Genomic DNA, 22797 nt, shown 5'->3' on the forward strand with positions numbered 1-22797 from the left:
TGAAGCCGAAGCCTTTTTCATCGTTGAACCACTTAACGGTTCCGGTTTGGCGATTAGACATGGTGTAACTCCTTGAACAAAGATAACTGCGACGCAGGAAGAACCCTGGCCGAGACTGAGTGCAAAGAGCAGGAAAAATTCTTGTAGATGGTTGGATCGAAATTCAACATATCGTGTAGAGATTCTCAGTGACACAAGCAGCACAGTGGCGCCACCTTAACCCTTTTTCCCGAACGTGCCAATGCTTCTTGCGAAGGTTTCTCTGTTTTAAGGATCAGCGGTGCGACAGTTCGTCGCCAGAACCCGTATTTTCAGCGTGTTCGGCGAGAATTGCAGCGCGCACTTTGAACCCGGCGGCGCGCCCGGTAAGATGCCGGACAGAATTTTTCCACCTCGCTATTCAGGACACCCGCCATGAGCATCAAATCGGACAAGTGGATTCGCCGCATGGCGCAGGAACACGGCATGATCGAACCGTTCGTCGAGCGCCAGATGCGCGGCAGCGACGACAGCCGGGTGATCTCCTACGGTGTGTCGAGCTACGGCTACGATGTGCGTTGCACCAGCCACTTCAAGGTGTTCACCAACATCAATTCGGCCATCGTCGACCCGAAAAACTTCGACGCTGGCAGCTTTGTCGATATCCACAGCGATGTCTGCATCATTCCACCGAACTCCTTCGCGCTGGCCAGCACGGTCGAATACTTCCGCATTCCGCGCAACGTATTGACCATCTGCCTGGGTAAAAGCACCTACGCGCGCTGCGGCATCATCGTCAACGTCACGCCGCTTGAGCCGGAGTGGGAGGGCCACGTGACGCTGGAGTTTTCCAACACCACTAACCTGCCGGCGAAAATCTACGCCAACGAAGGCGTGGCGCAGATGCTGTTCCTTGAGTCCGACGAGGAATGTGAAGTGTCCTATAAGGATCGCGGCGGCAAGTATCAGGGCCAGCGTGGCGTCACTCTGCCGCGTACCTGATCGTCCATCCGGCGGATGTCGGGAATTCTTTGGCGGGCAGACACTCTATGGGGTGTACTGCCCGTTTTTGTTTCTGGCAAAACGGGCCTTCGCTGAGGAGTGTTCCATGAAGATCGATCCGCATATCACTGCCGAACTGGCAAGGCTTGAGCCCAATCAGGTTGGCGTTTTAGCCTGGTCCTTGTTGGCACACCCGACCCTGAGCATGGCGGGGGGAATTCCCGGTCAGCCCGATCCTGATACCCCCAACGAACAACCGACCGAGCCGGGTGAGCCGACGCGTCCCGACGAGCCGCCACCGGCGCCAGTTGCCTAACTCAGATGCGATGGCCCGTCATTTGAAGTCCTCGAAGGCTTCAACTGACGGGCCATACTTCGTTATCACCGATGACAAATATCCTGCAGTTGTCATCTCGTTTGATCGCATAACCACCGGTGAACGCGCCGAACGCCGGCATCAAGCTGACGCGTTCGCCCACGCTGAAACACGCCAAACGCAAACTCTGCCGGCCCTTGCCATGCAGCCGATAAACCGGGTGCACATGACCGGCCAGCACATGTCTTTCGGGATGAGGAATCGGTTCATGCTGCAAGGCAAATGGCCCGAGCAGCATCGGTTCTGCAACCACTCTGATGTTAAGCGCCGCTGGTGGATCGCCCGCACGTTTGTCGTGATTGCCACGGATCAGCGTCATCGGCAGATCCGCGTGGCGAGCTCGCCATTGCGCCAGCGCGTTCAATGTGCTGGGCGAATGAGAGCCCGGACCATGAAGGAAATCACCCAGAAAAATGAGTTGCCGACAGGGATGCTGGCTCAGCAGTCGATCGAGCATCGCGATATTGCTCGCCGTCGTGCCTTGCGGAACGGGCTGCCCGAGGCTGCGATAGGCGCCAGCCTTGCCAAAATGGACATCGGCGATGAGCAGCGCCTGTTGTGCCGGCCAATACAGGGCTTTTTCCGGCAATAGCCAGAGTTCTTCACCGGCCAGATGCACAGGGTAGAGCGTACTCATCAGCGTTTGCCCGTGTCGGCAGATTGCTCCAGGTCGCCGACCATCCGTCTGATACGGTCAGCGAGTTTTTCCGAACTCATGCGCTCGCGCATACGTTCCACCAAGAGGGGAAACCCCAGGGGCGTAGGGCGTTTGATCCGGTGCATGTCCAGTTTCATTCCTTGGAGGCGCTCCAGCGTCTGTTCCAGCCTGCGAATATCCAGTTCTTCACGCAGGACTTCTTCCCCGGCTTGCGCCAGCAGCAGATTGTCACGGTCATATTGTTTGAACACTTCGAAGAATAATCCGCTGGAGGCTTGCACCTGGCGGGTACTTTTCGGTGCGCCTGGAAAACCGGCGAACACCAGTCCGGCGATCCGGGCGATTTCCCGAAAGCGCCGCAAGGCCAGTTCTCCGGCGTTGAGACTGGCCAGAACGTCGGCTAACAGATGATCGCAAGTGAATAACGCCTCGTTCAGGTGTTCTGCCCAATCAACCGGCGTGGCGCTGAGCAATTCCAGCCCGTAGTCATTGACGGCAATCGAGAATGTCAGCGGCTGACGCTCACTGACGCGCCAGGCCAGCAGGCTTGCAAGCCCCAGATGCACTTGTCTTCCGGCGAACGGGTAGAGAAACAGGTGCCAGCCTTCACGGGATTTCAGCGCTTCGGTCAGCAGGTGGCGGGTCGTGGGCAAGCCAGAGGCGCGCGCCTGCGTTTCCAGCAGGGGGCGCAGTGCCTGCATTTCCGGACCGGCAAACTCACCTTGCGCGGCGGCGCTCAAGCGCGTCACCACCGCTTGCGCCAGTTCACTGGAAAGCGGCATGCGTCCGCCGTTCCAGCGTGGTACGGCGGCTTTTTTAGCGGCGCTGCGTTTGACGTAAGCGGTCATGTTTTCCACGCGCACCAGTTCCAGCAAACGTGCGGCGAACAGAAAACCATCACCCGGTTTAAGGCGGGCAATGAAGCCTTCTTCGACGCTGCCCAATGGCTTGCCTGCGCCGCCCTTGCTCCAGAACTTCAACTGCATGCTCGCGTCGCTGACGATGGTGCCGATGCTCATGCGGTGCCGCCGCGCCAGTCGCGCATCGGGCACGCGCCAGACACCATGCTCATCCGGTTCGACCCGGCGGTAATCCGGATAAGCCGTCAGAGACATGCCGCCATGGCGTACGAAAGCCAGCGCCCATGCCCAATCGACGGGTGTGAGGTCGCGATAAGCCCAAGCGCCACGGACTTCTTCGTACAACGCTTCGGGTATAAATCCGCCCCCCAGTGCCATGCTGACCACATGCTGCACCAGCACATCCAGCGGTTGATGCGGCGACCATCGCGGTTCAATTTGTCTTTGCTCCACGGCATCGCGAGCGGCGGCGGCCTCGATCAGTTCAAGGCTGTGCGTCGGCACCAGCGTTACTCGTGAAGTGCGCCCCGGTGCGTGGCCAGATCGCCCGGCGCGCTGCATCAGACGTGCCACGCCCTTGGCTGAGCCGATTTGCAGCACGCGCTCTACCGGCAGGAAGTCCACGCCCAGATCCAGGCTTGAGGTACACACCACGGCTTTGAGTTGCCCGTCCTTGAGCGCCTGCTCAACCCAGTCGCGGGTGTCGCGGGACAGCGAACTATGGTGCAAAGCGATCAACCCGGCCCAGTCCGGGCGCGCCTCAAGCAACGCCTGATACCAGATTTCCGACTGCGCCCGGGTGTTGGTGAACACCAGGCTGCTGGCGCAGGCGTCGAGTTCGGCGACCACTTGCGGCAGCATCTTCAGACCGAGATGCCCGACCCATGGAAAACGTTCGATGGTCGGGGGGAGGAGGGTGTCGACTGTCAGGGATTTTTCGCTCTGGCCCTGAATACTCACGCCACCGCCCTGTGGGATCAGCACCTGTTCGGCGTGGGATTGATTACCCAGCGTAGCGGAGACGCCCCAGACGATCAGGTCGGCTTGCCAGTGGCGCAGGCGGGCGAGGGCCAATTGCAATTGCACGCCGCGTTTGTTACCGAGTAGTTCGTGCCATTCGTCGACAACCAGCATACGCAGGGTTGAGAGCGCAGTTTGTGCGTCAGCGCGGGCGAGCATCAGCGTCAGGCTCTCAGGTGTGGTGATCAGCGTGGTGGGCAGGCGTCGACTCTGACGGGCCCGTTCGCTGCTGGCGGTGTCGCCTGTGCGCAGGCCGATGCTCCAGGGAATGTGTAAATCATCGACAGGCATTTGCAGGGCGCGCGCAGTGTCGGCGGCGAGGGCGCGCATTGGCGTGATCCACAGCACGGTCAGCGGTTCGGCCAGCGGTTTGCGTTTGCGCGATGTTTCGACGGTTGGCGCGGATCTGGCGAAACGATTGAGTGCCGCAAACCACACGGCATAGGTTTTACCGGCGCCGGTGCTGGCATGGAGCAAACCGGATTCGCCGTTTTTGACAGCGGCCCACACCTGTTTCTGGAACGCGAAGGGCTTCCAGTGTCGGGCGCTGAACCAGGTTTTTGCGAGGTCGGGGGATTTCGCCATGCGGGCTGCGCGCATTCTGGAGGGGTTATTCCAGTGACCGCGGTGCCCGCTAACAAGTTTAATTTCGTCAGTAGCTCAATACCCTTGTGGGGGCGAGCCTGCTCGCGAAGACGTCGCCACATTCAACATCATCGTTGGCTGACAGATCGCTTTCGCGAGCAGGCTCGCTCCCGCAGGTTTTATGTGTGCAAATTATTTGAGGTTGCCGCTGAGGAATTGTTGGAGGCGCTCGCTTTTCGGATTGCCCAGCACGTCCTCAGGCGCGCCTTCCTCTTCGACCAGTCCTTGGTGCAAAAACAGGACCTGACTGGATACTTTGCGGGCGAAGCTCATTTCGTGGGTCACCATGATCATGGTCCGGCCTTCTTCAGCCAGCCCCTGAATCACCTTCAGTACCTCGCCCACCAGTTCCGGATCCAGCGCCGAGGTCGGTTCATCGAACAGCATGACTTCCGGCTCCATCGCCAGCGCGCGGGCAATCGCCACACGCTGTTGCTGGCCGCCCGACAGAAACGCCGGGTACTGATCCGCCACCCGCGCTGGCAGGCCGACCTTGTCCAGATAACGTCGGGCACGGTCTTCGGCTTCCTGTTTGCTGCAGCCCAGCACCCGGCGCGGGGCCATAGTGATGTTTTCCAGCACGGTCATGTGGCTCCACAGGTTGAAATGCTGGAACACCATCGCCAGGCGCGTGCGCAGGCGTTGCAGTTCATTGGCATCAGCCACATGCACGCCATGGTGGTCGGTGACCATGGCAATCGCTTGGTCGTCGAGACTCATCGCGACTTGATTGGGTTGTTCGAGAAAATTGATACAGCGCAAAAAGGTACTTTTGCCCGAGCCGCTGGCGCCGATCAGGCTGATCACGTCGCCAGTCCTGGCCTTGAGCGAAACGCCTTTGAGCACCTGATGGTCGCCATAGCTTTTGTGCAGGTTTTCAACGGTCAGTTTGTACATGGGACAGACATCCTCAAGGCGAAAGTAGGTAGCCGCTGCGATAGGCTTCAGCGCCCGCGACGTGGGCGATCACCATGCCGGCCGTGGCCATGCGCCGCAATGAGCGGGCGTACATCAAACCGGCAATGGTGCAATGAATGGGCGTGACCCGGTCGTTGATCGGGTCAATGATTTCGGCGATCTGCTGACCAGCCTCCAGGTATTGCCCCGCAGTGGCGCAATACACCAACAGGCCGCCGACTGGCGTGATCACCGGTTCCACCCCGGCCAGCGGCGTGGCGGGGAACGGCAGTGGCGGCTGCGGCTTGGTTTCGCCAACGATTGCATCGAACTGCACCAGATAATCGAGCAGCGCCTGGCAGTCGCGGCTGGCCATCGGGTGATTGACATCGCCCTGGCCGCGCAACTCCACGGTCACCGAGAAACTGCCCAGCGGAATCTCGAAGTGTTCGCCGAAACGTTCTTTGAGTTGCCACCAGAGCAGGGTGAAGCATTCATCGAACGACTGACCGCCGGAATCGGTGGCCAACAGACTGGCCTGGGATTCGATGTAACGCGCCAGAGGCTCGACCTGCGGCCACGCTTCGGGCGTGGTGTAGAGGTGAACCACCGATTCGAAGTCGCAATGCAGGTCGAGCACCATGTCCGCATCGCAAGCCAGCCGTTGCAGGATCAGGCGTTGGGATTGCAGTTGCGTACTGGCGGTCTGGCGGGCGAGGGCGCTGCGCAGGCTGGCGCGGATCAGCTCGAGGTTGCGCTGCGGGTCGTCGCTCAGTCTGGCCTCGATGTCGTTGCCGATTTCTTCGCTCAGGTCGACGAACCAGCGGTTGAAGTTCTGCCCGCTCTCCAGCTCGTAGCGGCCCAGCGGCACGTCCATCAGCACTTGTTCGAGGCCAACCGGGTTGGCCACCGGCACCAGCACGATTTCGCTGCGCAGGCGCCCGGCGGCTTCGAGCTCCTTCAGGCGCTGCTTGAGGTGCCAGGCCACGAGCATCCCAGGCAGTTCGTCGGCGTGCAGCGAAGACTGGATGTAGACCTTGCCTTTGGCCTGCTCCGGGCCGAAGTGAAAACTGTGAATCTGTCGTGCGGTCCCCGGCAGCGGGGCCAGCAAGTCATGTATCTGGTGGCGCATTTGAGCTAAGTCCTAGTGGGTCGGCCCGAGGAAGGCCAGCCATCGGCGTTCGGCGAGGCGGAACAGGCCGACCAGTGCGAAAGTAATGGTCAGGTAGATCAGCGCGGCGATGCCGAACGACTGAAACGTCAGGAAGGTCGCCGAGTTGGCGTCCCGGGCCACTTTCAAAATGTCAGGGACGGTCGCGGTGAAGGCCACGGTGGTCGAGTGCAGCATCAGGATCACTTCGTTGCTGTAATAAGGCAACGAGCGGCGTAGCGCCGAGGGCATGATCACGTAGGCATACAGCTTCCACCCTGTCAGCCCGTAAGCTTTGGCCGCTTCGACTTCGCCGTGGTTCATGCTGCGAATCGCCCCGGCGAAAATCTCCGTGGTGTAGGCGCAAGTGTTCAGGGCAAAGGCCAGAATGGTGCAGTTCATCGCATCGCGAAAGAAGCTGTCGAGAATCGGCTGCGCGCGCACGGCGGCCAGGCTGTAGATGCCGGTGTAGCAAATCAGCAACTGGATATACAGCGGCGTACCCCGGAACAGGTAGGTGTAGAACTGCACGGGCCAGCGGATGTAGAAGTGCGTGGAGACCCGAGCGATCGACAGCGGAATGGATGCGAAGAATCCGATGAAGATCGAGGCGCTGAGCAGCCACATCGTCATCGCCAGCCCGGTGATGTTGTTGCCGTCGGTATAAAGGAAGGGTTTCCAGTATTGCTGTAGAAGTTCGATCATCGTACGGCCTCCCGGGAGCCGGCGGCATAACGGCGTTCGAGCCTGCGCAGGATGATGTTCGAGGCGCTGGTGATCAGCAGATAGATCAACGCGGCGAGTACCAGAAAGTAGAACAGTTGATAGGTGCTTTTGCCGGCGTCCTGCGCGGCTTTGACCAAATCGGCCAAGCCGATGATCGACACCAGCGCGGTGGCCTTGAGCATCACCATCCAGTTGTTGCCGATGCCGGGCAGGGCGAAGCGCATCATCTGCGGGAACACCACCAGGCGAAAACGCTGGCCGCGTTTGAGGCCATAGGCGGTGGCCGCTTCAACCTGGCCGCGTGGCACCGCGAGGATTGCGCCACGGAAGGTCTCAGTGAAATACGCGCCATAAATGAAGCCCAGGGTCAGGACCCCGGCGCTGAACGGGTCAATCTCGATGTAATCCCATTCCAGGTAGTCGGTGAGCAGGGTCAACCAGGTTTGCAGGCTGTAGAAAATCAGCAGCATCAGCACCAGGTCGGGCACCCCGCGAATGAGCGTGGTGTAGAGCTGGGCGGGCAGGCGCACCAGTTTGACTTTTGACAGCTTGGCACTGGCGCCGATCAGACCGAGCAGCACGGCCACCAGCAGCGACATCGCCGATAATTTGATGGTCATCCAGGTGCCTTCCATCAGCAAAGGACCGAAGCCCTTGAGGCTGAAGGCAGAGAGCCCCAGATTTTGTAAGAGGGTTTCAAACATAAATCAGCAACCTGAGCGGGTGGAAAAGGCGCCCATCGAGTGATGGGCGCCGGGGTGTTATTTGCCGCTGTACAGATTCAGATCGCCAAAGTGTTTCTTCTGGATGGTGGCGTAGGTGCCATCATCGTGTAACGCTTTGATACCTTTATCCAAAAGTGCCTTCAGCGCAGTGTTACCTTTCTTAATACCGACAGCAGTTTTGGCTGGCAGCAATTCGCTGTCCACTGGCTTGCTGACGTCATAATCGGCGCCCTGTGGCGACTTCAAAAAGCCCAGTTCGGCTTGCAGCATGTCCTGGATGCCAGCGTCGAGACGGCCGGACGTCAGGTCGGAATACACCTGATCCTGGTTTTGATAGGCCTGGGTTTTCACGCCTGCCTTGTCCAGAACGGCTTTGGCATAGGCTTCCTGAATGGTGCCTTGCTCGTAGCCCACGGTTTTGCCCTTCAGGGACGCCACGTCCGCTGTCACGCCAGAACCTTTCTTGAACACATAAGCGGTTGGACCGGAGAACAGTTCGCTGGAGAAGTCGATGACTTTTTCACGGGCCGGGGTCACGGTCATCGACGAGATCACACCGTCGAATTTATTGGCCTTGAGGCCCGGAATCATGCCGTCGAAGTCACTTTCGACCCACTTGCACTTGACCTTCAGTTCGGCGCAGATCGCGTTGCCCAGGTCGATGTCGAAGCCCACCAGGCTGCCGTCGGCCGCTTTCGACTCAAACGGTGCGTACGAAGGGTCAACGCCAAAGCGCAACTCTTTGTATTCCTTGGCCAGCGCGGAGCCGGCGGCCATGCACAACGCCAGTGCAGAAAGGGTCAGCAATGCTTTTTTCATTATTCAATCCCTAAGAACCAATATGAGCGCTTGTGGCGCAGAATTATTGTTACTGGAACGCGTACGACCTATTAAAAGTAGCAATTTCCGAACCACAGTCCCGAACAAGTGTTTTAAAAGGTTGGGGAAGGGAGAGGAGAGAGTGATTGGTGCACAGAAACGGGCATCGTAAATACCTTGCACCAAATCAGTTCAAATGGCGTCGACGCGCGGCGTGGTACTGATCCAGTCAGGCCAGCAGATCTTGCAGTGTTGCCAGACTGTCCGCTTCTTCTACGGTTTTGTCCTGGCGCCAGCGCAGCATCCTTGGGAACCGCACCGCAATCCCGCTTTTATGCCGTCGCGACAGGGCGATCCCTTCGAAACCCAGTTCAAATACCAGGCTCGGCTTGACGCTGCTGACCGGGCCGAACTTTTCCACGGTGGTCTTGCGTACGATGCTGTCGACTTCGCGCATCTCTGCGTCGGTCAGCCCGGAATAGGCCTTGGCGAACGGTACCAATGTACGTTGACTCGACTCCGGCGGCCCGTCCCACACGGCAAAGGTGTAATCGCTGTAGAGGCTGGCGCGCCGCCCGTGACCGCGCTGTGCGTAGATCAACACCGCATCGACACTGAACGGATCGACCTTCCATTTCCACCAAACGCCCATGTCCTTGGTGCGGCCGATGCCATACAAGCCGTCGCGTGCCTTGAGCATCATGCCCTCGACACCTAATCGGCGGGAGGCTTCGCGCTGGCGGGCGAGGTCAGACCAATCGGTGCCGGTCAGCACCGGCGAGGCGAGCAACACCGGGCTGTTGCAGCGCGCAATGACCTCTTCCAATTGGGCGCGGCGCTTGGCTTGCGGCTGGTTGCGCCAGTCTTCGCCCTGCCATTCAAGCAGGTCGTAGGCAAGCACCACCACCGGCACCTCCTGGAGAATTTTCCGGTCAAGGTTTTTGCGGCCGATCCGCTGTTGCAGCAGGGCGAACGGTTGCACCGCTGGCGGCTCTGGCGATTGCGGATCGAAGGCGTCTTCAGTGCTCGGGTGGGTGCTTTTCCACACCACGATTTCGCCATCGATCACCGTGCCATCGGGCAGGCCGTGTACCAGCGCATCAAGTTCGGGGAAGCGCTCAGTCACCAACTCTTCGCCCCGCGACCAGACCCACAAGCGGCTGTCACGCTTGATCACTTGCGCACGAATGCCGTCCCACTTCCATTCCACTTGCCAATGACTGGCAGGCCCGATCAGCCCTTCAAACGCTTCAACCGGTTGCGACAAAGCATGAGCAAGGAAAAACGGGTACGGCTGACCGCCGCGCTGGGCATGTTCATCGGCAGATTCTGGCGCGATCAATTTCAGATAGCTGGCGGCGTTCGGTCGGTTGGACTGATCGGTGTAACCGACCAGGCGTTGCGCTATGCGCTTGCTGTCCAAGCCGGCCATTGAGGCCAACGCCCGTGTCACCAATAGTTTCGACACGCCGACGCGCAAACTGCCGGTGATCAACTTGATGCACAACATCAGGCTCGGTCGATCCAGTTGCGCCCACAGCGCCGGCAGTTGCTTGGACAGGTAATCCGGGGTTTCACCGCGCAGCGGCAGCAATTTGTCCTCGATCCATTGCGCGAGGCCGGCATCGGAGCTGTGCGGATTTTCCGGAAGCACCAGCGAAATGGTTTCCGCCAGATCGCCTACCGATTGATAGCTTTCCTCGAACAGCCAGGGTTCCAGGCCGGACACCCCGACCGCACGTTCACGCAGGATGCGCACCGGGACCAGTTGCCGAGGGCGTCCGCCGCAGAGGAAGTACACCGCCCACGCCGCATCTTGCGGTGCTGCCTGGGCGAAGTAGGCTTGCATTGCCGCCAGTTTGGCGTTGCTCGACGTGGTCGCGTCGAGCTCGGCGTACAACTCGGCGAAGGCTTTCATGCAGACGTCTCGGCAATGGTCGGTTCGACGGTGATGTTTTCGTCTTCGTCATCGCCGTATTCGGTGTTGAAGCCTTGAGCATCCAGACCTTGTTCACGCAGATGGCGCACCAGGACGCCTATCGAGCCGTGGGTGACCATCACCCGTTCGGCGCCGGTCTGATTGATCGCCCAGAGCAGGCCGGGCCAATCGGCGTGATCGGACAGCACGAAACCGCGATCGACCCCGCGCCGTCGGCGGGGGCCGCGCAGGCGCATCCAGCCGCTGGCGAAACCGTCGCTGAATTCACCGAAACGCCGCATCCAACTGCTGCCTCCAACCGAGGGCGGAGCAATGACCAAGGCCTGGCGCATGATCGGGTCGTTCTTTTTCAGGTCGCCGGCATAGATCGTCGGCGGCAGGTACACGCCAGCGTCGCGGTAAACCCGGTTCAGCGGCTCCACAGCGCCGTGGCTGAGGATCGGGCCGAGTGTTTCATCGATGCCATGGAGAATCCGTTGGGCTTTGCCGAATGAGTAACAAAACAACACGCTGGCTTTGCCGGCGGCGATGTTGGCCGACCACCATTGATTGATCTCGCTGAACACCTGTGCCTGCGGCTGCCAGCGGTAGATCGGCAGGCCGAAGGTCGATTCGGTGATGAACGTGTGGCAGCGCACCGGTTCGAATGGCTGGCAGGTGCCGTCCGGCTCGATCTTGTAATCGCCCGACGCGACCCAGACTTCGCCGCCGTATTCCAGACGTATCTGAGCCGAGCCGAGTACGTGGCCAGCCGGATGAAAGCTCAATGTGACGCCGTGATGAGTCAGGCGCTGACCGTAAGCCAGGGTTTGCAAGTGGATGTCCTGGCCGAGGCGGGCGCGCAGGATGCCTTCGCTGGCGCTGCTGGCCAGGTAATGCTGGTTGCCGGTGCGGGCGTGATCGCCATGGGCATGGGTGATCACCGAGCGTTCGACCGGCCGCCACGGGTCGATGTAAAAATCCCCGGCGGGGCAGTACAAACCTTCAGGGCGGGCGATAACAAGATCCATGTCGTTACCAGAATGGAGGGCTTGTTAGCTATGAGGTTTGGGCGTGCTCAGAAGTTCTATGGATTTTTCAGTGCGTGGGGACAAAGCCAATGTGGGCTTGTTCGCGAGGGTGTCGTGTCAGTCGAGATATTTCGTAATGACACAGCGCTTTCGCGAGCAAGCCCGCCACAGAGGGACGGCGTTTTATTTACCCGGCGTAAGGGTCAAGCGCGTCTTGCCGTAAACCCGCTCAAAGTTCTGCGGTTGCATCGGCAAACCGATGTACTGGCCCTTGAGCCATGCATCAATCCCGTTGAGGTAATTCGGGCTGACCGGATTGCCCGACTGGCCCGTACCGTTTTGCCCCATCAGCGGTTCGGTCTGGCCGAAGTCGACGATAAACCGCATCGACGGCGCATGGGTCGTGTTGAAGTCCTGCCCCCAGTTAAACGCCGCCGTGTTCAACGTCGTGTGATCGCCGCCCGCCGCCAGCGGCCCACGAACGGTCTGGCCATCGGCATTCTTCCACGCGTAGCTGTGCAGTTTGCCCCACTGCCAAGCCTTGTGATCGCCACCCAACAGACTGTCGCCGGCGGTAATCGCTGCGGCCAGGCTGCGGGCGAGAATCAGCGCTTTATCCTCTTTCTGCGCCGTGCGAATGTCATCCCAGAACGGACTGTCCTCGCGTCCCAGCAGATGATCAGCCTGGGCTGTGTAGGATAAGTTGCCATTGGCAATAAACGCTTTCCACGCCGGGCTGGACTCGGGGCCGAGTTCGTCGAGGAAGATCTGTTTCATGCTTTCTTGCAGGAACAGTTCGTAGATCGCCGCGTCGGCGGACGTCGGGCTGAGCTTGCCGTCGAACGCCATCAACCGGCTAAAGGCTTCGCGGGCCTTGCCGCGTTCAATCGGCGGCAAAGCGTCGATGGCCTGTTTCAGCGATTGTTTCATGCCCGGTGCTTCGAATACCTTTTTCAGCTTGGCGGCGAACGTGGTGGTCTGGTCGTATTGCATGGCAATCACGCTGCGACTGTCGTGTTTGCCGCTGCCGGCCAGTTCGGCCAAGCGTTCGCCACGCTCCGGCGCGGCCCAGGAGTTGGACAACTGCATGCCGTAACCGTGGGGGATGACACGCTGGTTGGCGGTGCCGAGCCAGCCCTGTGCCGGATCCTGATCGTAGGGATGTAGCATGGGGTCGGCGTAGCCGTCCCAATCGTAACGGCCTTCCCAGCCCGGCGATGGCAGCAGGCCTTCGCCTTCACGACGGTTGGGGAAACGCCCGGTGACTTGCCAGCCGATGTTACTGGCGTCGGCGAACACCAGATTCAGGGCGATCGCGCGGATTTCCCGGCTCGCGTCCGAGGCGCGCTCAACATTCTGCGCACGGCTCAGGTCAAAAAACGCGTCCAGGGATTTGTCGTCGGTAAAACTCGGCGTCTGCAAGGCCAGGCCAAAACCGTTGCCTTGTGCCGCCGCCTGAGCGCTATTGAGCAGGGCACCGTGACGGGTTTCGTACACTGCTTCGCGAATCGGCCGCTGGCCTTTGACGAAGTAGGTTTCGTTGCGCACGCCCAGCGGCTGCCATTTGCCGTTGACCTCGTAGGTCAGGCTGCTGCCCTGGCGGCGGATCTTTTCCAGAAACAGGTCCTGGTTGTCGCCGAGCACGCTGCTCAGGCTCCACGCCACTTTGCCGTTGAAGCCCCCGAGGACCATCGGCAAACCGGCGACGGTGACGCCGGCGGCCTGATATTTCGGCGCGCGGATCTGTACAAAGGTCCACAACGACGGCGCGGCCAGCGGACCGTGGCTGTCGCTGGCCAGCAGGCTTTTGCCGCTGCGGCTGCGTTGCGGGGCCATTGCCCAGTTGTTCGAAGAGGTGGCGCCGAGCAGGTTCAGTGCCGATAGCTGCTGGCTGGTGTTACTCAGTTCGTTCAGGCCCGGTATTTGCCCGTTGAGCTTGAGCCCTTTGAGCTTGTCGGCTTCAGCCAGCGGCAGGTTCTCGTCTGGTGCGGAGGGGGTCAGCCAGGCAAGTTTGTCGGTGGTCATGGTTTGCGCCAGGACCAGCGACGAGATCTCTTGCGGCAGATTGGCCGACTGGCTGAAGTTCAGCAGTGCAAAAATCAGCGCCGAATCTTCCGGTTTCCAGTATTCAGGCTTGTAACCGCTGGAGGCGAGATCCCCCGGCAATTTGTCGGCGTAGCGGAACAGGTAGGCGTTGACGCCCCGGGCATAGACTTCGAAGAAACGCTTGAGCCGTGGCGACGAGGCTTTATACAACTCGCCGGCACTTTTCTTCAGGTTGACGGCGCGCATGTAGCGGTCGGCATCCAGCATCGAGGCGCCAGACATTTCCGCCAGACGGCCCTGAGCCAACAGACGCAGCGTGACCATTTGGTTGATGCGATCGCTGGCATGCACGTAGCCGAGGCTGAACAGCGCGTCATGGAAGCTGTTGCTTTCGATCAACGGCATGCCCATGGCATTGCGCCGCACCGAAACGTTCTGCGCCAGCCCCTTGAGCGGTTGCACGCCGGAGGTGGGTGGGAGGCTGTCCTGAGCGTTCCAGGCCTGGCAACCGGACAGGCCCAAAACACTGGCCACTGCTGCGGCAACGCCGAACCGGGGAAGAAAATGTGTAAGGGCTGGCGAGGCCATGGCAAAGCTCCTGCGGGGGGTAGCGTCAGTAAAGGCGCTACGTTAGTGAGCAGGAGGATGCCGCGCAAGCGGGGGCGGGGGTTATTTCCAGATTTATGGCGGACGGTAAACCCCGGCATCAGGTCGTCCCGTGTGCGTTCGATCGCTTGCTTTGAGGAAGGGGGGGATGCTCAAGTGCACATTATTCAATGAACCGCGTGAGAGAAATCGCCATGGAGCTTCAGGCCAACGCCGCACTGATCATCATCGACCAGCAAAAAGGCATCCTGCATCCGCGCTTGGGGCGGCGCAATAATCCTGACGCTGAAGCGCGAATCCTTGATTTGCTGGGCATTTGGCGTAGCAGTGGGCGACCGGTGATTCATGTGCAGCACTTGTCGCGCTCGCCGGAATCAGTGTTCTGGCCCGAGCAGTCCGGAGTGGAGTTTCAGGCAAGGTTTATGCCGCAGGACGGCGAGTGGCTGATTCAGAAACAGGTCCCGGATGCATTTTGTGGCACGGGGCTGGAGGCGCGGTTGCGTGAAGCGCGGATCGCACAGGTGATCATCGTTGGCGTGGCGACCAACAACTCGGTGGAATCCACCACGCGCACGGCGGGCAATCTGGGGTTCGAGGCGTGGGTCGCGGAGGATGCGTGTTTCACCTTCGACCAGGCCGATTATTTCGGTACGGCGCGTTCAGCCCAGGAGGTACACGCGATGTCGCTGGGGAATCTGGATGGGGAGTATGCGACGGTGGTCAGTTCAGGCCGGATTCTGGCTATCGCCTGAGAAACCTGTGGGAGCTGGCAAGCCCGCTCCCACAAGGATCGCGATGCAAACAAAAATGGCGACTGACGTTGATTAACCTGTAGGCGTGAGCCTGCTCGCGATGGCGACTTTCAGGCAAAGAAGATCTGCGCCCGAGGCATCAGGCGCCGTGGCACTTCTTGAATTTCTTGCCGTTGCCGCATGGGCAAGGGTCGTTGCGGCCGACGTCTTTCAGGGCGTTGCGCACCGGTTCCTGGTGGGCGTGGCCGCAGTTCGGGCCGTGGACATGGCCATGGTCGTGATCGTGGTGATGGCCATGATCGTGGTTGCAGTCAGGGCCATGGACATGAGGTTGCTGAGTCATCGGTGTTGCTCCGGAATTAAATCGGCGGGGATTATCACGCCATTGCGCTCAAGGTGCACGTAGTGGGCGATGAATAAACCGGTTTCCATGTCGCCCTGCAGTCGGTAAGGAATCTGCTGGTTCGGCCTTTTCAGCATTTTCACCACCTCTTTGACCTGAGGCCACAGGTTGGTGCGAATCGGCACTTTGTAGAAAGCGCTGCGTTTGGCCCCGACAGTGATCCAGCGTTCATACGCACCCTCGGTCAGCAGCATGTCAGCCAAATGGATGCGGTATTCCAGGCCGCGCACGGTCAAGTCACTGCTGTTGGGGTTGTCGATGCGAAAGTGCAGGATGAATTTCTGCTCAAGTAACCTGGCGCGCACCACTTCGACTTTGACCAGATGCACGGCGGGGTCGACGCTGACATCCCTGAACCACGAGGCGCAACCGCCCAGGTTCAGGATCAGCATCAGAGATAAAGCCTGAAATGTGCGCCGTTGACTGAGCATCGCGTAAAACTCCCTTTCGCCTCAGTCTAGTCGCCGGCGGATTTACACGCCGAAATACCCCGCGCAGCACTTTTTAAACTTCTGTCCGCTGGCGCATGGGCAACTGTCATTACGGCCCAGCTTCAATTGCACAGTCGGGTCGATGAAGTACCAGCGCCCGGCGTTCTGTACAAACGAGGAGCGCTCGCGGTGACTGTGTTCGCCCTGGCTGTCATGCCAGCGTGCGGTGAAGGTGACGAAGGCATGTTCCGGCTGGCCGCCGAAGACTTCCGAGTTTTCGACGTCGAGGCCCAGCCAGGTGCTTTGTGCGCTCCAGGCGCTGATCGACTGACGATCAAGGCCCGATTGCTGGGCGGGCAGGGTGGTCGCCACCAGATAGTCGATCAGCCCCAGCACATAGGCGCTGTAACGCGAGCGCATCAAGGCTTCGGCGCTCGGCGCCGGGAGGCCGGCGTGATAGTGACCGCAGCAGGCATCCAGCAGATTGCCGCTGCCGCAAGGGCAAATAGCTGTACTCATTGCATTACCACCAGTATTTCCCGAAGTTTTCCGGATTGGCCCAGAACCGTGAATTCAGCCAGTCGGGGACTTGTTTGTAGTCAAGCAGGTCGTAGGTGAACAGGGTCAACACTTGATCGTCACGCTGAAAGCGCTCACTGGCTTGCAGTGCCAGTGAGTAAAAATCAGTCTCCTGCCAGCCACTGGCCGACAGATCCGCCATTACCGCGATGCGGCTGGCGTTGAGGTTGCGAATCCCGCCCAGAAGATTCAGGCCGTCACGCTTGGGCAAATGTTCCAGGCAATCGACCACCAGTGCCAGGTCGAAGCGCTGTGCCGCCAGTTCGGCAGGCAAGGTGCCGGGTTCGGCGTGGGCGACGCAGCAGTCCGGGTGCGCTTGTTTGAAAGCGGCCAGCGCCGGAAACTCGCTGGCGCCGATCAGCAGCAAGCGCGCCGGGGCGTAGCGATCCAGCAAAGCGGCCAACGCCTGTTGCGGCGTGCGGGAAGAAATGGCGACGTTCATCGAGGCTCCTCAATCAGACCGCCAAGACTAGCCTGCCTGACGGCGGCGGCAAAGCGTGGTGTGCCGCCGGTTTGCGGCCAATGCGCCAAAGTCCTGTGAACTCGGTCGCAAACAGCCATGGCCTATTGCTGGCGGAGATTAAAACTCCGGTCTTTACTCCCTGAATCGGTTCTAAGCCGATCCCTCAGGAGAAAACCAGATGAGCATAGTTCGGACAGCGTTACCCTTGATTCTGTTAACCAGTGTGTTGACTGGTTGTGCAGGTTTGCAGAAAACCGACTGGCCGACCTGTGCGGCGGTCGGTGGCGTCGTCGGTGCCGGTCTTGGTGCCACCGAGAGCTCCTCGTGGGCAGGTGGTGGTGCACTGATCGTCGGAGGCATGGCGGCGGCCTATTGCTGGGTTCATGGTGATGGCGATGAGGACGGCGATGGTGTGCCGGACAGTCGCGACAAGTGCCCGGGCACGCCTAAAGGCGTACAGGTCGATGCTGACGGCTGCCCTCCACCTGCACCGATGCCTATGGTCGAAGAAGCTGTAGTGGTCAAGGAAGAAACCATCGTCATTCGCGATGTCCACTTCCAGTTCGACAAAGCCACGCTCACGGGCTCTGATAAACAAGTGCTCGACAAGGTCGCCACACGTCTGAAGCAGGAATCCTCTACAGCGCAACTGACTGTGACCGGTCACACCGACAGCGTGGGCAGCGATGCCTACAACCAGAAGTTGTCTGACCGTCGTGCGCACTCGGTGGTGGAATACCTGATCCAGCAAGGTGTGCCGCGTGCCAGCTTCGTTTCGGTGTCCGGTATGGGTGAGATGCAACCTGTCGCCGACAACAAAACCGCTGACGGCCGTGCGCAAAACCGCCGTACCGAAATCAAAATCGTCCGCTAGACCTCTCGCATCCTCGGCTTGTGCAGTCGCGGATGCGGGTCTTTACTCCTGTGTAACCGGTATGGGCCGGTGACACAGGAGCTTTCAAAATGACTGTTTTCTCAAGGTCCGTCTTGCCGGTACTGCTGCTGGGCAGCTTGCTTACCGGTTGCGCTACTCACAGCGATGGCACTGCCCCCCTCAATCAACGTACCTGGCCGATCTGCAGCCTTATTGGCGGGCTGGTCGGTGGAGGTCTAGGCGCCATCGAAAGTGGTGGCTGGGCCGGTGGCGGCGCAGCGCTGGGGATCCTGACCGGCGGATTGATCTGTTATGCCCAGGATGGCGATGAAGACGGCGATGGCGTGTTCGATCGCCGCGACCGTTGCCCTGATACACCGGCCAATACGCCGGTCGATCACCGGGGTTGCCCACTGCCGCAATATCCGGTGACTGAAAAAGTACCGGAGCCTGCGCCTCAGACTGAAGTCATCACCCTGAGCGATGCCGGCGATGTACTGTTCGATTTCGACAAGTCCGACCTGACCCCGGCGGCCAAATCCCAGCTTGATACGCTGATGGATAAACTGCGCAATGCTGATGTGGTGAGCATCAAGGTGATCGGTCATACCGACAGCAAAGGTTCGGATGCCTACAACCAGGCATTGTCGGAACGACGCGCCAGCAGTGTGGCGGCGTACTTGCTGAGTCAGGGCCTGGCCCCGAACAAACTCACCAGTGAGGGGCGCGGCGAGAGCGAGCCGGTGGCCGATAACGCCACCGACGAGGGCCGCGCGAAAAACCGTCGAGTGGAGTTGCACATCAATCGTTAGGATGGCGCTGAAGTGCGCCAGCTAGAGCTGTCGGGCGACGATCTTCGTCGACCCGGCAGCGATTTGGCGGCCAAGCGAGTTTTTTTCATTTAACCCTCTGGCTTATCCCCCGTAGAAGCCGTTACTGTGCGTGCAAAGAATAATTCGCAATACAGGGGAGCGTATGAAAGTGTTTTGGGGGCTGGGGCGGTTATTGACCCTGCTGTTCTGCTGCGTGGTGCTGGTCAATCAGCTCATGCCGTTCGTACATCCGTTGCACCTGCTGGTCAATCTGGCCGGCGGTCTGCTGTTGCTGATCCATGTGCTTGAAGTGCTGTGCAACCGCAGCCTCAAAGGGCGCCCGCACCCTTGGCATGACCGTGGCCGCATCCTGCTGTTCGGCATCTTCCACCTGCAAACCATCCCGGCCCCGGCCGCTCCGGAGGCTTCTTCCCATGCGTAAACTCTGCCTGCTCGCTGCATTCATCAGCCCTTTGGCCTGTGCCCAAGTGGTCAGCGTCGAAGCCAACTCCCTGATGCGTCTGCCCAACACTGCCAACACCTTGCAGTTGGACAAGCTGGAAGTGGCCGATTACGGCACGTTGCTGATTCCACCGAATGTGACTGAGCTCAGCGTGGGTGAATTGCGCCTCGGTCATGATGCGCGTATCGCTATCGTCCCGGGTGAACAGGCTTTGGACATGAAAGTCGTTCGAGCCGAACTGAGTGATGGCAGCCAGATTACTGCGCGCGGTGCGCCGGGAACTTACGAAAAAGCTGCGCGTGCGGGGCGCAATCTGAATCTGCAATTCAAGGCACTGGATGCGCCGCAACTGGTGGTCGACGCTCGTGGCGGCCGCGGGACGCCAGGTTTTGTCGGTCTTGACGGTGGCAACGGTGAAGATCCGGGCTGCACCTGGGGTCAGGCCGGACACGGTGCCGACGGTAGCGATGGCAGCGACGGTCAGCCGGGCGCACCGGGTGGGTTGGTGCGTCTGCAAGTGCCGCGTGAATTCCCGGCCGAACAGATCAAGATCAACGTTGCAGGCGGTGCCGGTGGGCCAGCGGGCGTTGGCGGCAAGGCCGGCAAGGGTGGCAAGTCCAAGGGCTGTCTGGTGTATCGCGCCGATGGCGGCAAGAGTGGCAAGGCCGGGGCGGATGGCCAGGCTGGACCGGTTGGGGCCGCTGGCTCGGTGACTGTTCAGCGCCTCTAAAGATCAACGCCAGTGTTGTGGCGAGGGGGCAAGCAGCCTCGCCACAACAGTGTCCAGCGCAAATGATGGGTACCGATCAAAACATCGGTCGTGCCGCCGCAACGGCCACCAGCACCAGCCCGACCAGCAGATTAATCCCCACCACCCGGCGAATTCGCCCCAGCACCGCCGCACCTGCCGGCCAGTCCTTGGCCTCAACCGCTTTACGCAACTCTGGCAGCATCAAGCCCTGAATCCGGATGAACAGCGCCGTCATCACCACATACAACCCGATCATCACCTGCACATATTTCGGCGCGGTCTCAAACCCGACCTGCTGAAGATGCAACATGCCCACGCCGCTGACCGGCAACACGATCACGGCAACCCAGACCCAGCGAAAAAAACCTTGAAACACTTCCACCCACAGCGTCAGCCGATTTGGCCCGTCCAGAGCCTTCACTGCCGCAGGACGCAAGATCATCCAGGCGAAAAACATACCGCCGACCCACACCAGAGCGGACAGGACATGCAGCGGATAAACGAGGCTAAAAGGTGTCATTGGGGCACTCCGTTCTGCGCGGGATTAATTAGCGGGGTATGATAGCCGCCATCTGAAACCACTGAAAATTTATCCAGCGTTTTTTTGCGCCCGACAATCCATGATCAGCACTGAACTCAAAACCACGATCCAGGGCGCCTACTCGCGTTTTCTTGAAGCCAAGAGCCTCAAGCCGCGTTACGGCCAGCGCCTGATGATCGCTGAAATCGCCAAGGTTCTCGGGGATATCGACACCGACGACGAAGGCCGGCGCAGTGGCGACCCCGCGATTGTTGCGGTGGAAGCCGGCACCGGTACCGGCAAAACCGTGGCCTACAGCCTGGCAGCGATCCCTACGGCCAAACTGGCCGGCAAGCGTCTGGTGATCGCCACGGCGACCGTGGCCCTGCAAGAGCAGATCGTCTACAAGGATTTGCCCGACCTGATGCGCAACAGCGGGCTGACCTTCAGCTTCGCGCTGGCCAAGGGGCGTGGCCGCTACATGTGCCTGTCCAAGCTCGACATGCTGTTGCAGGAAGGCCACGCACAGACGGCCACTGCCCAGCTTTTCGAAGAAGAAGGCTTCAAGATCGAGGTCGATGAGGCCAGTCAGAAGCTGTTCACCAGCATGATCGAGAAACTCGCCGGCAATAAATGGGACGGCGACCGCGACAGTTGGCCCAATGCCCTTGAAGACGCCGATTGGGCGCGCCTGACCACCGATCACAGCCAGTGCACCAACCGGCATTGCCCGAACTTCGGCCAGTGCGCCTTTTACAAGGCCCGCGAAGGCATGGGCAAGGTCGATGTGATTGTCACCAACCACGATATGGTGCTGGCCGACCTTGCATTGGGCGGCGGCGCTGTTTTGCCTGATCCGCGCGACACCATTTACGTGTTCGACGAAGGCCATCATCTGCCCGACAAGGCGATCGGCCATTTCGCTCACTACACACGTCTGCGCTCTACCGCCGACTGGCTGGAAACCACCGCCAAGAACCTCACCAAACTGCTGGCTCAGCATCCATTGCCGGGCGATCTCGGCAAGTTGATCGAACAGGTGCCGGAGCTGGCGCGGGAGATCAAGGCCCAGCAGCAGTTCATGTTCAGCGCCTGTGAGCAGATTGCCGATTTCAAACCCGGTGAAGATGTCGAGGGCCGTGAGCGCCCGCGTCATCGTTTCGTCGGCGGGGTGATTCCCGAGCACATGCGCGAAATGGGCATCGAGCTGAAAAAGGGCTATTCGCGTCTCAATGATCTGTTCACCCGCCTGACCGACCTGCTCAAGGAAGGCATGGATGGCGAGGTCAACATAGGCATCGCCAGCAATCAGGCCGAAGAGTGGTATCCGCTGTTCGGCAGCCTGTTGTCCCGTGCCTCGGGCAATTGGGAACTGTGGACGGCGTTCACCGCCGAAGATCCGGAAGACAGCCCGCCAATGGCGCGTTGGCTGACACTGGCTGAAAGCGGTTCGCTGTTCGATATCGAGGTCAACGCCAGCCCGATCCTGGCGGCGGAAACCTTGCGCCGCAGCCTGTGGAACGTGGCGTATGGTTGCCTGGTGACCTCCGCAACCCTGACCGCGCTTGGCACTTTCGACCGCTTCCGCATGCGCGCGGGCCTGCCGAAAAAATCCATCACCGCCGTGGTGCCGAGCCCGTTCCATCACGCCGACGCTGGCGTGCTGCGGGTGCCGGATCTGAAAGCCGACCCACGCGACGCCGCGGCCCATACCGCCGCAATCATCCGTGATTTGCCTGACCTGGTCGAAGGTTCGCGCGGTACGCTGGTGCTGTTCTCCTCGCGCAAACAGATGCAGGACGTGTTCGACGGCCTCGACCGCGACTGGCGCAAGCAAGTGTTCATTCAAGGCAACCTGTCGAAACAGGAAACCCTGAACAAGCACAAAGCACGGGTCGATGGCGGTGACTCCAGCGTGTTGTTCGGTCTGGCCAGTTTTGCGGAAGGTGTCGATTTACCCGGGGCTTACTGCGAACACGTCGTGATCGCCAAGATCCCGTTCTCGGTGCCGGACGATCCTGTGGAAGCGGCATTGTCCGAGTGGATCGAGGCCCGGGGCGGCAATCCGTTCATGGAAATCTCCGTGCCCGACGCTTCGTTGAAGCTGGTTCAGGCTTGCGGCCGTCTGCTGCGCACCGAAGAAGATCGCGGCACCATCACGTTGCTGGATCGGCGACTGGTGACCCAGCGTTACGGCAAGGCGATCCTCAATGCGTTGCCGCCTTTCCGTCGTGAAATATCCTGAGACATCGGTGGGCCGTTTTGCCCGCCGCGTTGTCTATCTCTCTGCC

At 60.1% G+C, this 22797-nt stretch carries 24 protein-coding genes; 8 read left to right on the forward strand and 16 right to left on the reverse strand.

Features of this window, described 5'->3' with window-relative positions; all coding sequences use genetic code 11:
• Positions 1–61: cold-shock protein (locus ACIOWA_RS18740; RefSeq protein WP_005739132.1), on the reverse strand; the 61-nt coding region annotated here is incomplete at its 3' end.
• A 353-nt stretch (positions 62–414) separates the two neighbouring features.
• On the opposite strand from ACIOWA_RS18740, the gene dcd reads away from it, so the two are divergent.
• Together dcd and ACIOWA_RS18750 are read left to right on the forward strand one after the other, a co-directional pair.
• Positions 415–981, forward strand: coding sequence for a dCTP deaminase (gene dcd / locus ACIOWA_RS18745; RefSeq protein ID WP_085724551.1), 567 nt, complete (start codon positions 415–417; stop codon positions 979–981).
• A 106-nt stretch (positions 982–1087) separates the two neighbouring features.
• Positions 1088–1297, forward strand: coding sequence for a hypothetical protein (locus ACIOWA_RS18750; RefSeq protein ID WP_339430617.1), 210 nt, complete (start codon positions 1088–1090; stop codon positions 1295–1297).
• Between the two features lie 40 nt (positions 1298–1337).
• Here the strand turns inward: ACIOWA_RS18750 and pdeM are convergent, their stop codons facing one another.
• From pdeM to ACIOWA_RS18800, 10 genes are all read right to left on the reverse strand, one after another.
• On the reverse strand, positions 1338–1994 hold the full coding sequence (pdeM, locus tag ACIOWA_RS18755) for a ligase-associated DNA damage response endonuclease PdeM (RefSeq protein ID WP_401161276.1): 657 nt from the start codon (positions 1992–1994) through the stop codon (positions 1338–1340).
• Positions 1994–4480: a ligase-associated DNA damage response DEXH box helicase gene (locus tag ACIOWA_RS18760; protein ID WP_401161279.1), complete on the reverse strand. Its 2487-nt coding sequence runs from the start codon at positions 4478–4480 to the stop codon at positions 1994–1996. The genes pdeM and ACIOWA_RS18760 overlap by 1 nt, the downstream gene beginning before the upstream one ends.
• Positions 4481–4672: 192 nt before the next feature.
• A complete protein-coding gene (locus ACIOWA_RS18765) occupies positions 4673–5437 on the reverse strand; it encodes an ATP-binding cassette domain-containing protein (protein WP_339430620.1) in 765 nt (254 codons plus the stop codon).
• Between the two features lie 13 nt (positions 5438–5450).
• Entirely contained in the window at positions 5451–6569 is a 1119-nt protein-coding gene (locus ACIOWA_RS18770; RefSeq protein WP_339493712.1) for a succinylglutamate desuccinylase/aspartoacylase family protein, read from the reverse strand.
• Between the two features lie 12 nt (positions 6570–6581).
• Positions 6582–7292 carry an ABC transporter permease gene (locus ACIOWA_RS18775; protein ID WP_221731458.1) on the reverse strand — a complete coding sequence of 237 codons (711 nt, stop codon included), beginning with the start codon at positions 7290–7292 and terminating at the stop codon, positions 6582–6584.
• Positions 7289–8017: an ABC transporter permease gene (locus ACIOWA_RS18780; RefSeq protein ID WP_339430622.1), complete on the reverse strand. Its 729-nt coding sequence runs from the start codon at positions 8015–8017 to the stop codon at positions 7289–7291. The genes ACIOWA_RS18775 and ACIOWA_RS18780 overlap by 4 nt, the downstream gene beginning before the upstream one ends.
• Before the next feature lie 57 nt (positions 8018–8074).
• Entirely contained in the window at positions 8075–8857 is a 783-nt protein-coding gene (locus ACIOWA_RS18785; RefSeq protein WP_221731456.1) for a transporter substrate-binding domain-containing protein, read from the reverse strand.
• 229 nt (positions 8858–9086) lie between these two features.
• On the reverse strand, positions 9087–10775 hold the full coding sequence (locus tag ACIOWA_RS18790) for an ATP-dependent DNA ligase (protein ID WP_401161283.1): 1689 nt from the start codon (positions 10773–10775) through the stop codon (positions 9087–9089).
• A complete protein-coding gene (locus tag ACIOWA_RS18795; RefSeq protein ID WP_401161285.1) occupies positions 10772–11806 on the reverse strand; it encodes a ligase-associated DNA damage response exonuclease in 1035 nt (344 codons plus the stop codon). Before ACIOWA_RS18795 ends, ACIOWA_RS18790 begins: the two co-directional genes overlap by 4 nt.
• A gap of 183 nt (positions 11807–11989) precedes the next feature.
• A complete protein-coding gene (locus tag ACIOWA_RS18800; protein WP_401161288.1) occupies positions 11990–14440 on the reverse strand; it encodes a penicillin acylase family protein in 2451 nt (816 codons plus the stop codon).
• 212 nt (positions 14441–14652) lie between these two features.
• On the opposite strand from ACIOWA_RS18800, the gene ACIOWA_RS18805 reads away from it, so the two are divergent.
• On the forward strand, positions 14653–15210 hold the full coding sequence (locus tag ACIOWA_RS18805) for a cysteine hydrolase family protein (protein WP_401161330.1): 558 nt from the start codon (positions 14653–14655) through the stop codon (positions 15208–15210).
• 139 nt (positions 15211–15349) lie between these two features.
• Here the strand turns inward: ACIOWA_RS18805 and ACIOWA_RS18810 are convergent, their stop codons facing one another.
• Genes ACIOWA_RS18810 through ACIOWA_RS18825 form a run of 4 tightly spaced genes read right to left on the reverse strand, consistent with a single transcriptional unit; the run spans position 15350 to position 17065 of the window.
• A complete protein-coding gene (locus tag ACIOWA_RS18810; protein WP_401161290.1) occupies positions 15350–15553 on the reverse strand; it encodes an SEC-C metal-binding domain-containing protein in 204 nt (67 codons plus the stop codon).
• Positions 15550–16044 (reverse strand): LEA type 2 family protein, encoded by a 495-nt coding sequence (locus ACIOWA_RS18815; protein WP_401161292.1) that lies wholly within the window; start codon positions 16042–16044, stop codon positions 15550–15552. Before ACIOWA_RS18815 ends, ACIOWA_RS18810 begins: the two co-directional genes overlap by 4 nt.
• Positions 16045–16086: 42 nt before the next feature.
• Entirely contained in the window at positions 16087–16563 is a 477-nt protein-coding gene (locus ACIOWA_RS18820; protein ID WP_401161294.1) for a YchJ family protein, read from the reverse strand.
• A 4-nt stretch (positions 16564–16567) separates the two neighbouring features.
• Positions 16568–17065, reverse strand: coding sequence for a DUF6231 family protein (locus ACIOWA_RS18825; RefSeq protein ID WP_401161296.1), 498 nt, complete (start codon positions 17063–17065; stop codon positions 16568–16570).
• 199 nt (positions 17066–17264) lie between these two features.
• Between ACIOWA_RS18825 and ACIOWA_RS18830 the strand changes: the two genes are divergently transcribed.
• From ACIOWA_RS18830 to ACIOWA_RS18845, 4 genes are all read left to right on the forward strand, one after another.
• Positions 17265–17960 (forward strand): OmpA family protein, encoded by a 696-nt coding sequence (locus tag ACIOWA_RS18830; RefSeq protein WP_221731448.1) that lies wholly within the window; start codon positions 17265–17267, stop codon positions 17958–17960.
• 89 nt (positions 17961–18049) lie between these two features.
• On the forward strand, positions 18050–18772 hold the full coding sequence (locus ACIOWA_RS18835; protein ID WP_339430629.1) for an OmpA family protein: 723 nt from the start codon (positions 18050–18052) through the stop codon (positions 18770–18772).
• A gap of 163 nt (positions 18773–18935) precedes the next feature.
• Positions 18936–19214, forward strand: a complete 279-nt coding sequence (locus ACIOWA_RS18840; RefSeq protein ID WP_401161298.1) for a DUF1145 domain-containing protein — start codon at positions 18936–18938, stop codon at positions 19212–19214.
• Entirely contained in the window at positions 19207–19965 is a 759-nt protein-coding gene (locus ACIOWA_RS18845; RefSeq protein WP_339430631.1) for a collagen-like protein, read from the forward strand. The genes ACIOWA_RS18840 and ACIOWA_RS18845 overlap by 8 nt, the downstream gene beginning before the upstream one ends.
• A 76-nt stretch (positions 19966–20041) precedes the next feature.
• Here ACIOWA_RS18845 and ACIOWA_RS18850 read toward each other — a convergent pair whose 3' ends face one another.
• Positions 20042–20506, reverse strand: coding sequence for a CopD family protein (locus ACIOWA_RS18850; protein ID WP_339464416.1), 465 nt, complete (start codon positions 20504–20506; stop codon positions 20042–20044).
• Between the two features lie 100 nt (positions 20507–20606).
• Between ACIOWA_RS18850 and dinG the strand changes: the two genes are divergently transcribed.
• Entirely contained in the window at positions 20607–22751 is a 2145-nt protein-coding gene (gene dinG / locus ACIOWA_RS18855) for an ATP-dependent DNA helicase DinG (RefSeq protein ID WP_339464417.1), read from the forward strand.
• Positions 22752–22797: the final 46 nt, after the last annotated feature.

This window comes from Pseudomonas sp. NPDC087614, assembly GCF_044743485.1.
In the GTDB taxonomy this organism is placed as follows: domain Bacteria; phylum Pseudomonadota; class Gammaproteobacteria; order Pseudomonadales; family Pseudomonadaceae; genus Aquipseudomonas; species Aquipseudomonas baetica_A.

Coding starts and splice junctions, on each gene's coding strand:
- ACIOWA_RS18760 (WP_401161279.1), bottom strand. CDS start 4,480: ATGGCGAAATCCCCCGACCTCGCAAAAACCTGGTTCAGCGCCCGACAC.
- ACIOWA_RS18810 (WP_401161290.1), bottom strand. CDS start 15,553: ATGACTCAGCAACCTCATGTCCATGGCCCTGACTGCAACCACGATCAT.
- ACIOWA_RS18790 (WP_401161283.1), bottom strand. CDS start 10,775: ATGAAAGCCTTCGCCGAGTTGTACGCCGAGCTCGACGCGACCACGTCG.
- ACIOWA_RS18750 (WP_339430617.1), top strand. CDS start 1,088: ATGAAGATCGATCCGCATATCACTGCCGAACTGGCAAGGCTTGAGCCC.
- ACIOWA_RS18780 (WP_339430622.1), bottom strand. CDS start 8,017: ATGTTTGAAACCCTCTTACAAAATCTGGGGCTCTCTGCCTTCAGCCTC.
- ACIOWA_RS18785 (WP_221731456.1), bottom strand. CDS start 8,857: ATGAAAAAAGCATTGCTGACCCTTTCTGCACTGGCGTTGTGCATGGCC.
- pdeM (WP_401161276.1), bottom strand. CDS start 1,994: ATGAGTACGCTCTACCCTGTGCATCTGGCCGGTGAAGAACTCTGGCTA.
- ACIOWA_RS18830 (WP_221731448.1), top strand. CDS start 17,265: ATGAGCATAGTTCGGACAGCGTTACCCTTGATTCTGTTAACCAGTGTG.
- ACIOWA_RS18825 (WP_401161296.1), bottom strand. CDS start 17,065: ATGAACGTCGCCATTTCTTCCCGCACGCCGCAACAGGCGTTGGCCGCT.
- dinG (WP_339464417.1), top strand. CDS start 20,607: ATGATCAGCACTGAACTCAAAACCACGATCCAGGGCGCCTACTCGCGT.
- dcd (WP_085724551.1), top strand. CDS start 415: ATGAGCATCAAATCGGACAAGTGGATTCGCCGCATGGCGCAGGAACAC.
- ACIOWA_RS18770 (WP_339493712.1), bottom strand. CDS start 6,569: ATGCGCCACCAGATACATGACTTGCTGGCCCCGCTGCCGGGGACCGCA.
- ACIOWA_RS18840 (WP_401161298.1), top strand. CDS start 18,936: ATGAAAGTGTTTTGGGGGCTGGGGCGGTTATTGACCCTGCTGTTCTGC.
- ACIOWA_RS18765 (WP_339430620.1), bottom strand. CDS start 5,437: ATGTACAAACTGACCGTTGAAAACCTGCACAAAAGCTATGGCGACCAT.
- ACIOWA_RS18820 (WP_401161294.1), bottom strand. CDS start 16,563: ATGAGTACAGCTATTTGCCCTTGCGGCAGCGGCAATCTGCTGGATGCC.
- ACIOWA_RS18850 (WP_339464416.1), bottom strand. CDS start 20,506: ATGACACCTTTTAGCCTCGTTTATCCGCTGCATGTCCTGTCCGCTCTG.
- ACIOWA_RS18775 (WP_221731458.1), bottom strand. CDS start 7,292: ATGATCGAACTTCTACAGCAATACTGGAAACCCTTCCTTTATACCGAC.
- ACIOWA_RS18845 (WP_339430631.1), top strand. CDS start 19,207: ATGCGTAAACTCTGCCTGCTCGCTGCATTCATCAGCCCTTTGGCCTGT.
- ACIOWA_RS18835 (WP_339430629.1), top strand. CDS start 18,050: ATGACTGTTTTCTCAAGGTCCGTCTTGCCGGTACTGCTGCTGGGCAGC.
- ACIOWA_RS18795 (WP_401161285.1), bottom strand. CDS start 11,806: ATGGATCTTGTTATCGCCCGCCCTGAAGGTTTGTACTGCCCCGCCGGG.
- ACIOWA_RS18805 (WP_401161330.1), top strand. CDS start 14,653: ATGGAGCTTCAGGCCAACGCCGCACTGATCATCATCGACCAGCAAAAA.
- ACIOWA_RS18800 (WP_401161288.1), bottom strand. CDS start 14,440: ATGGCCTCGCCAGCCCTTACACATTTTCTTCCCCGGTTCGGCGTTGCC.
- ACIOWA_RS18815 (WP_401161292.1), bottom strand. CDS start 16,044: ATGCTCAGTCAACGGCGCACATTTCAGGCTTTATCTCTGATGCTGATC.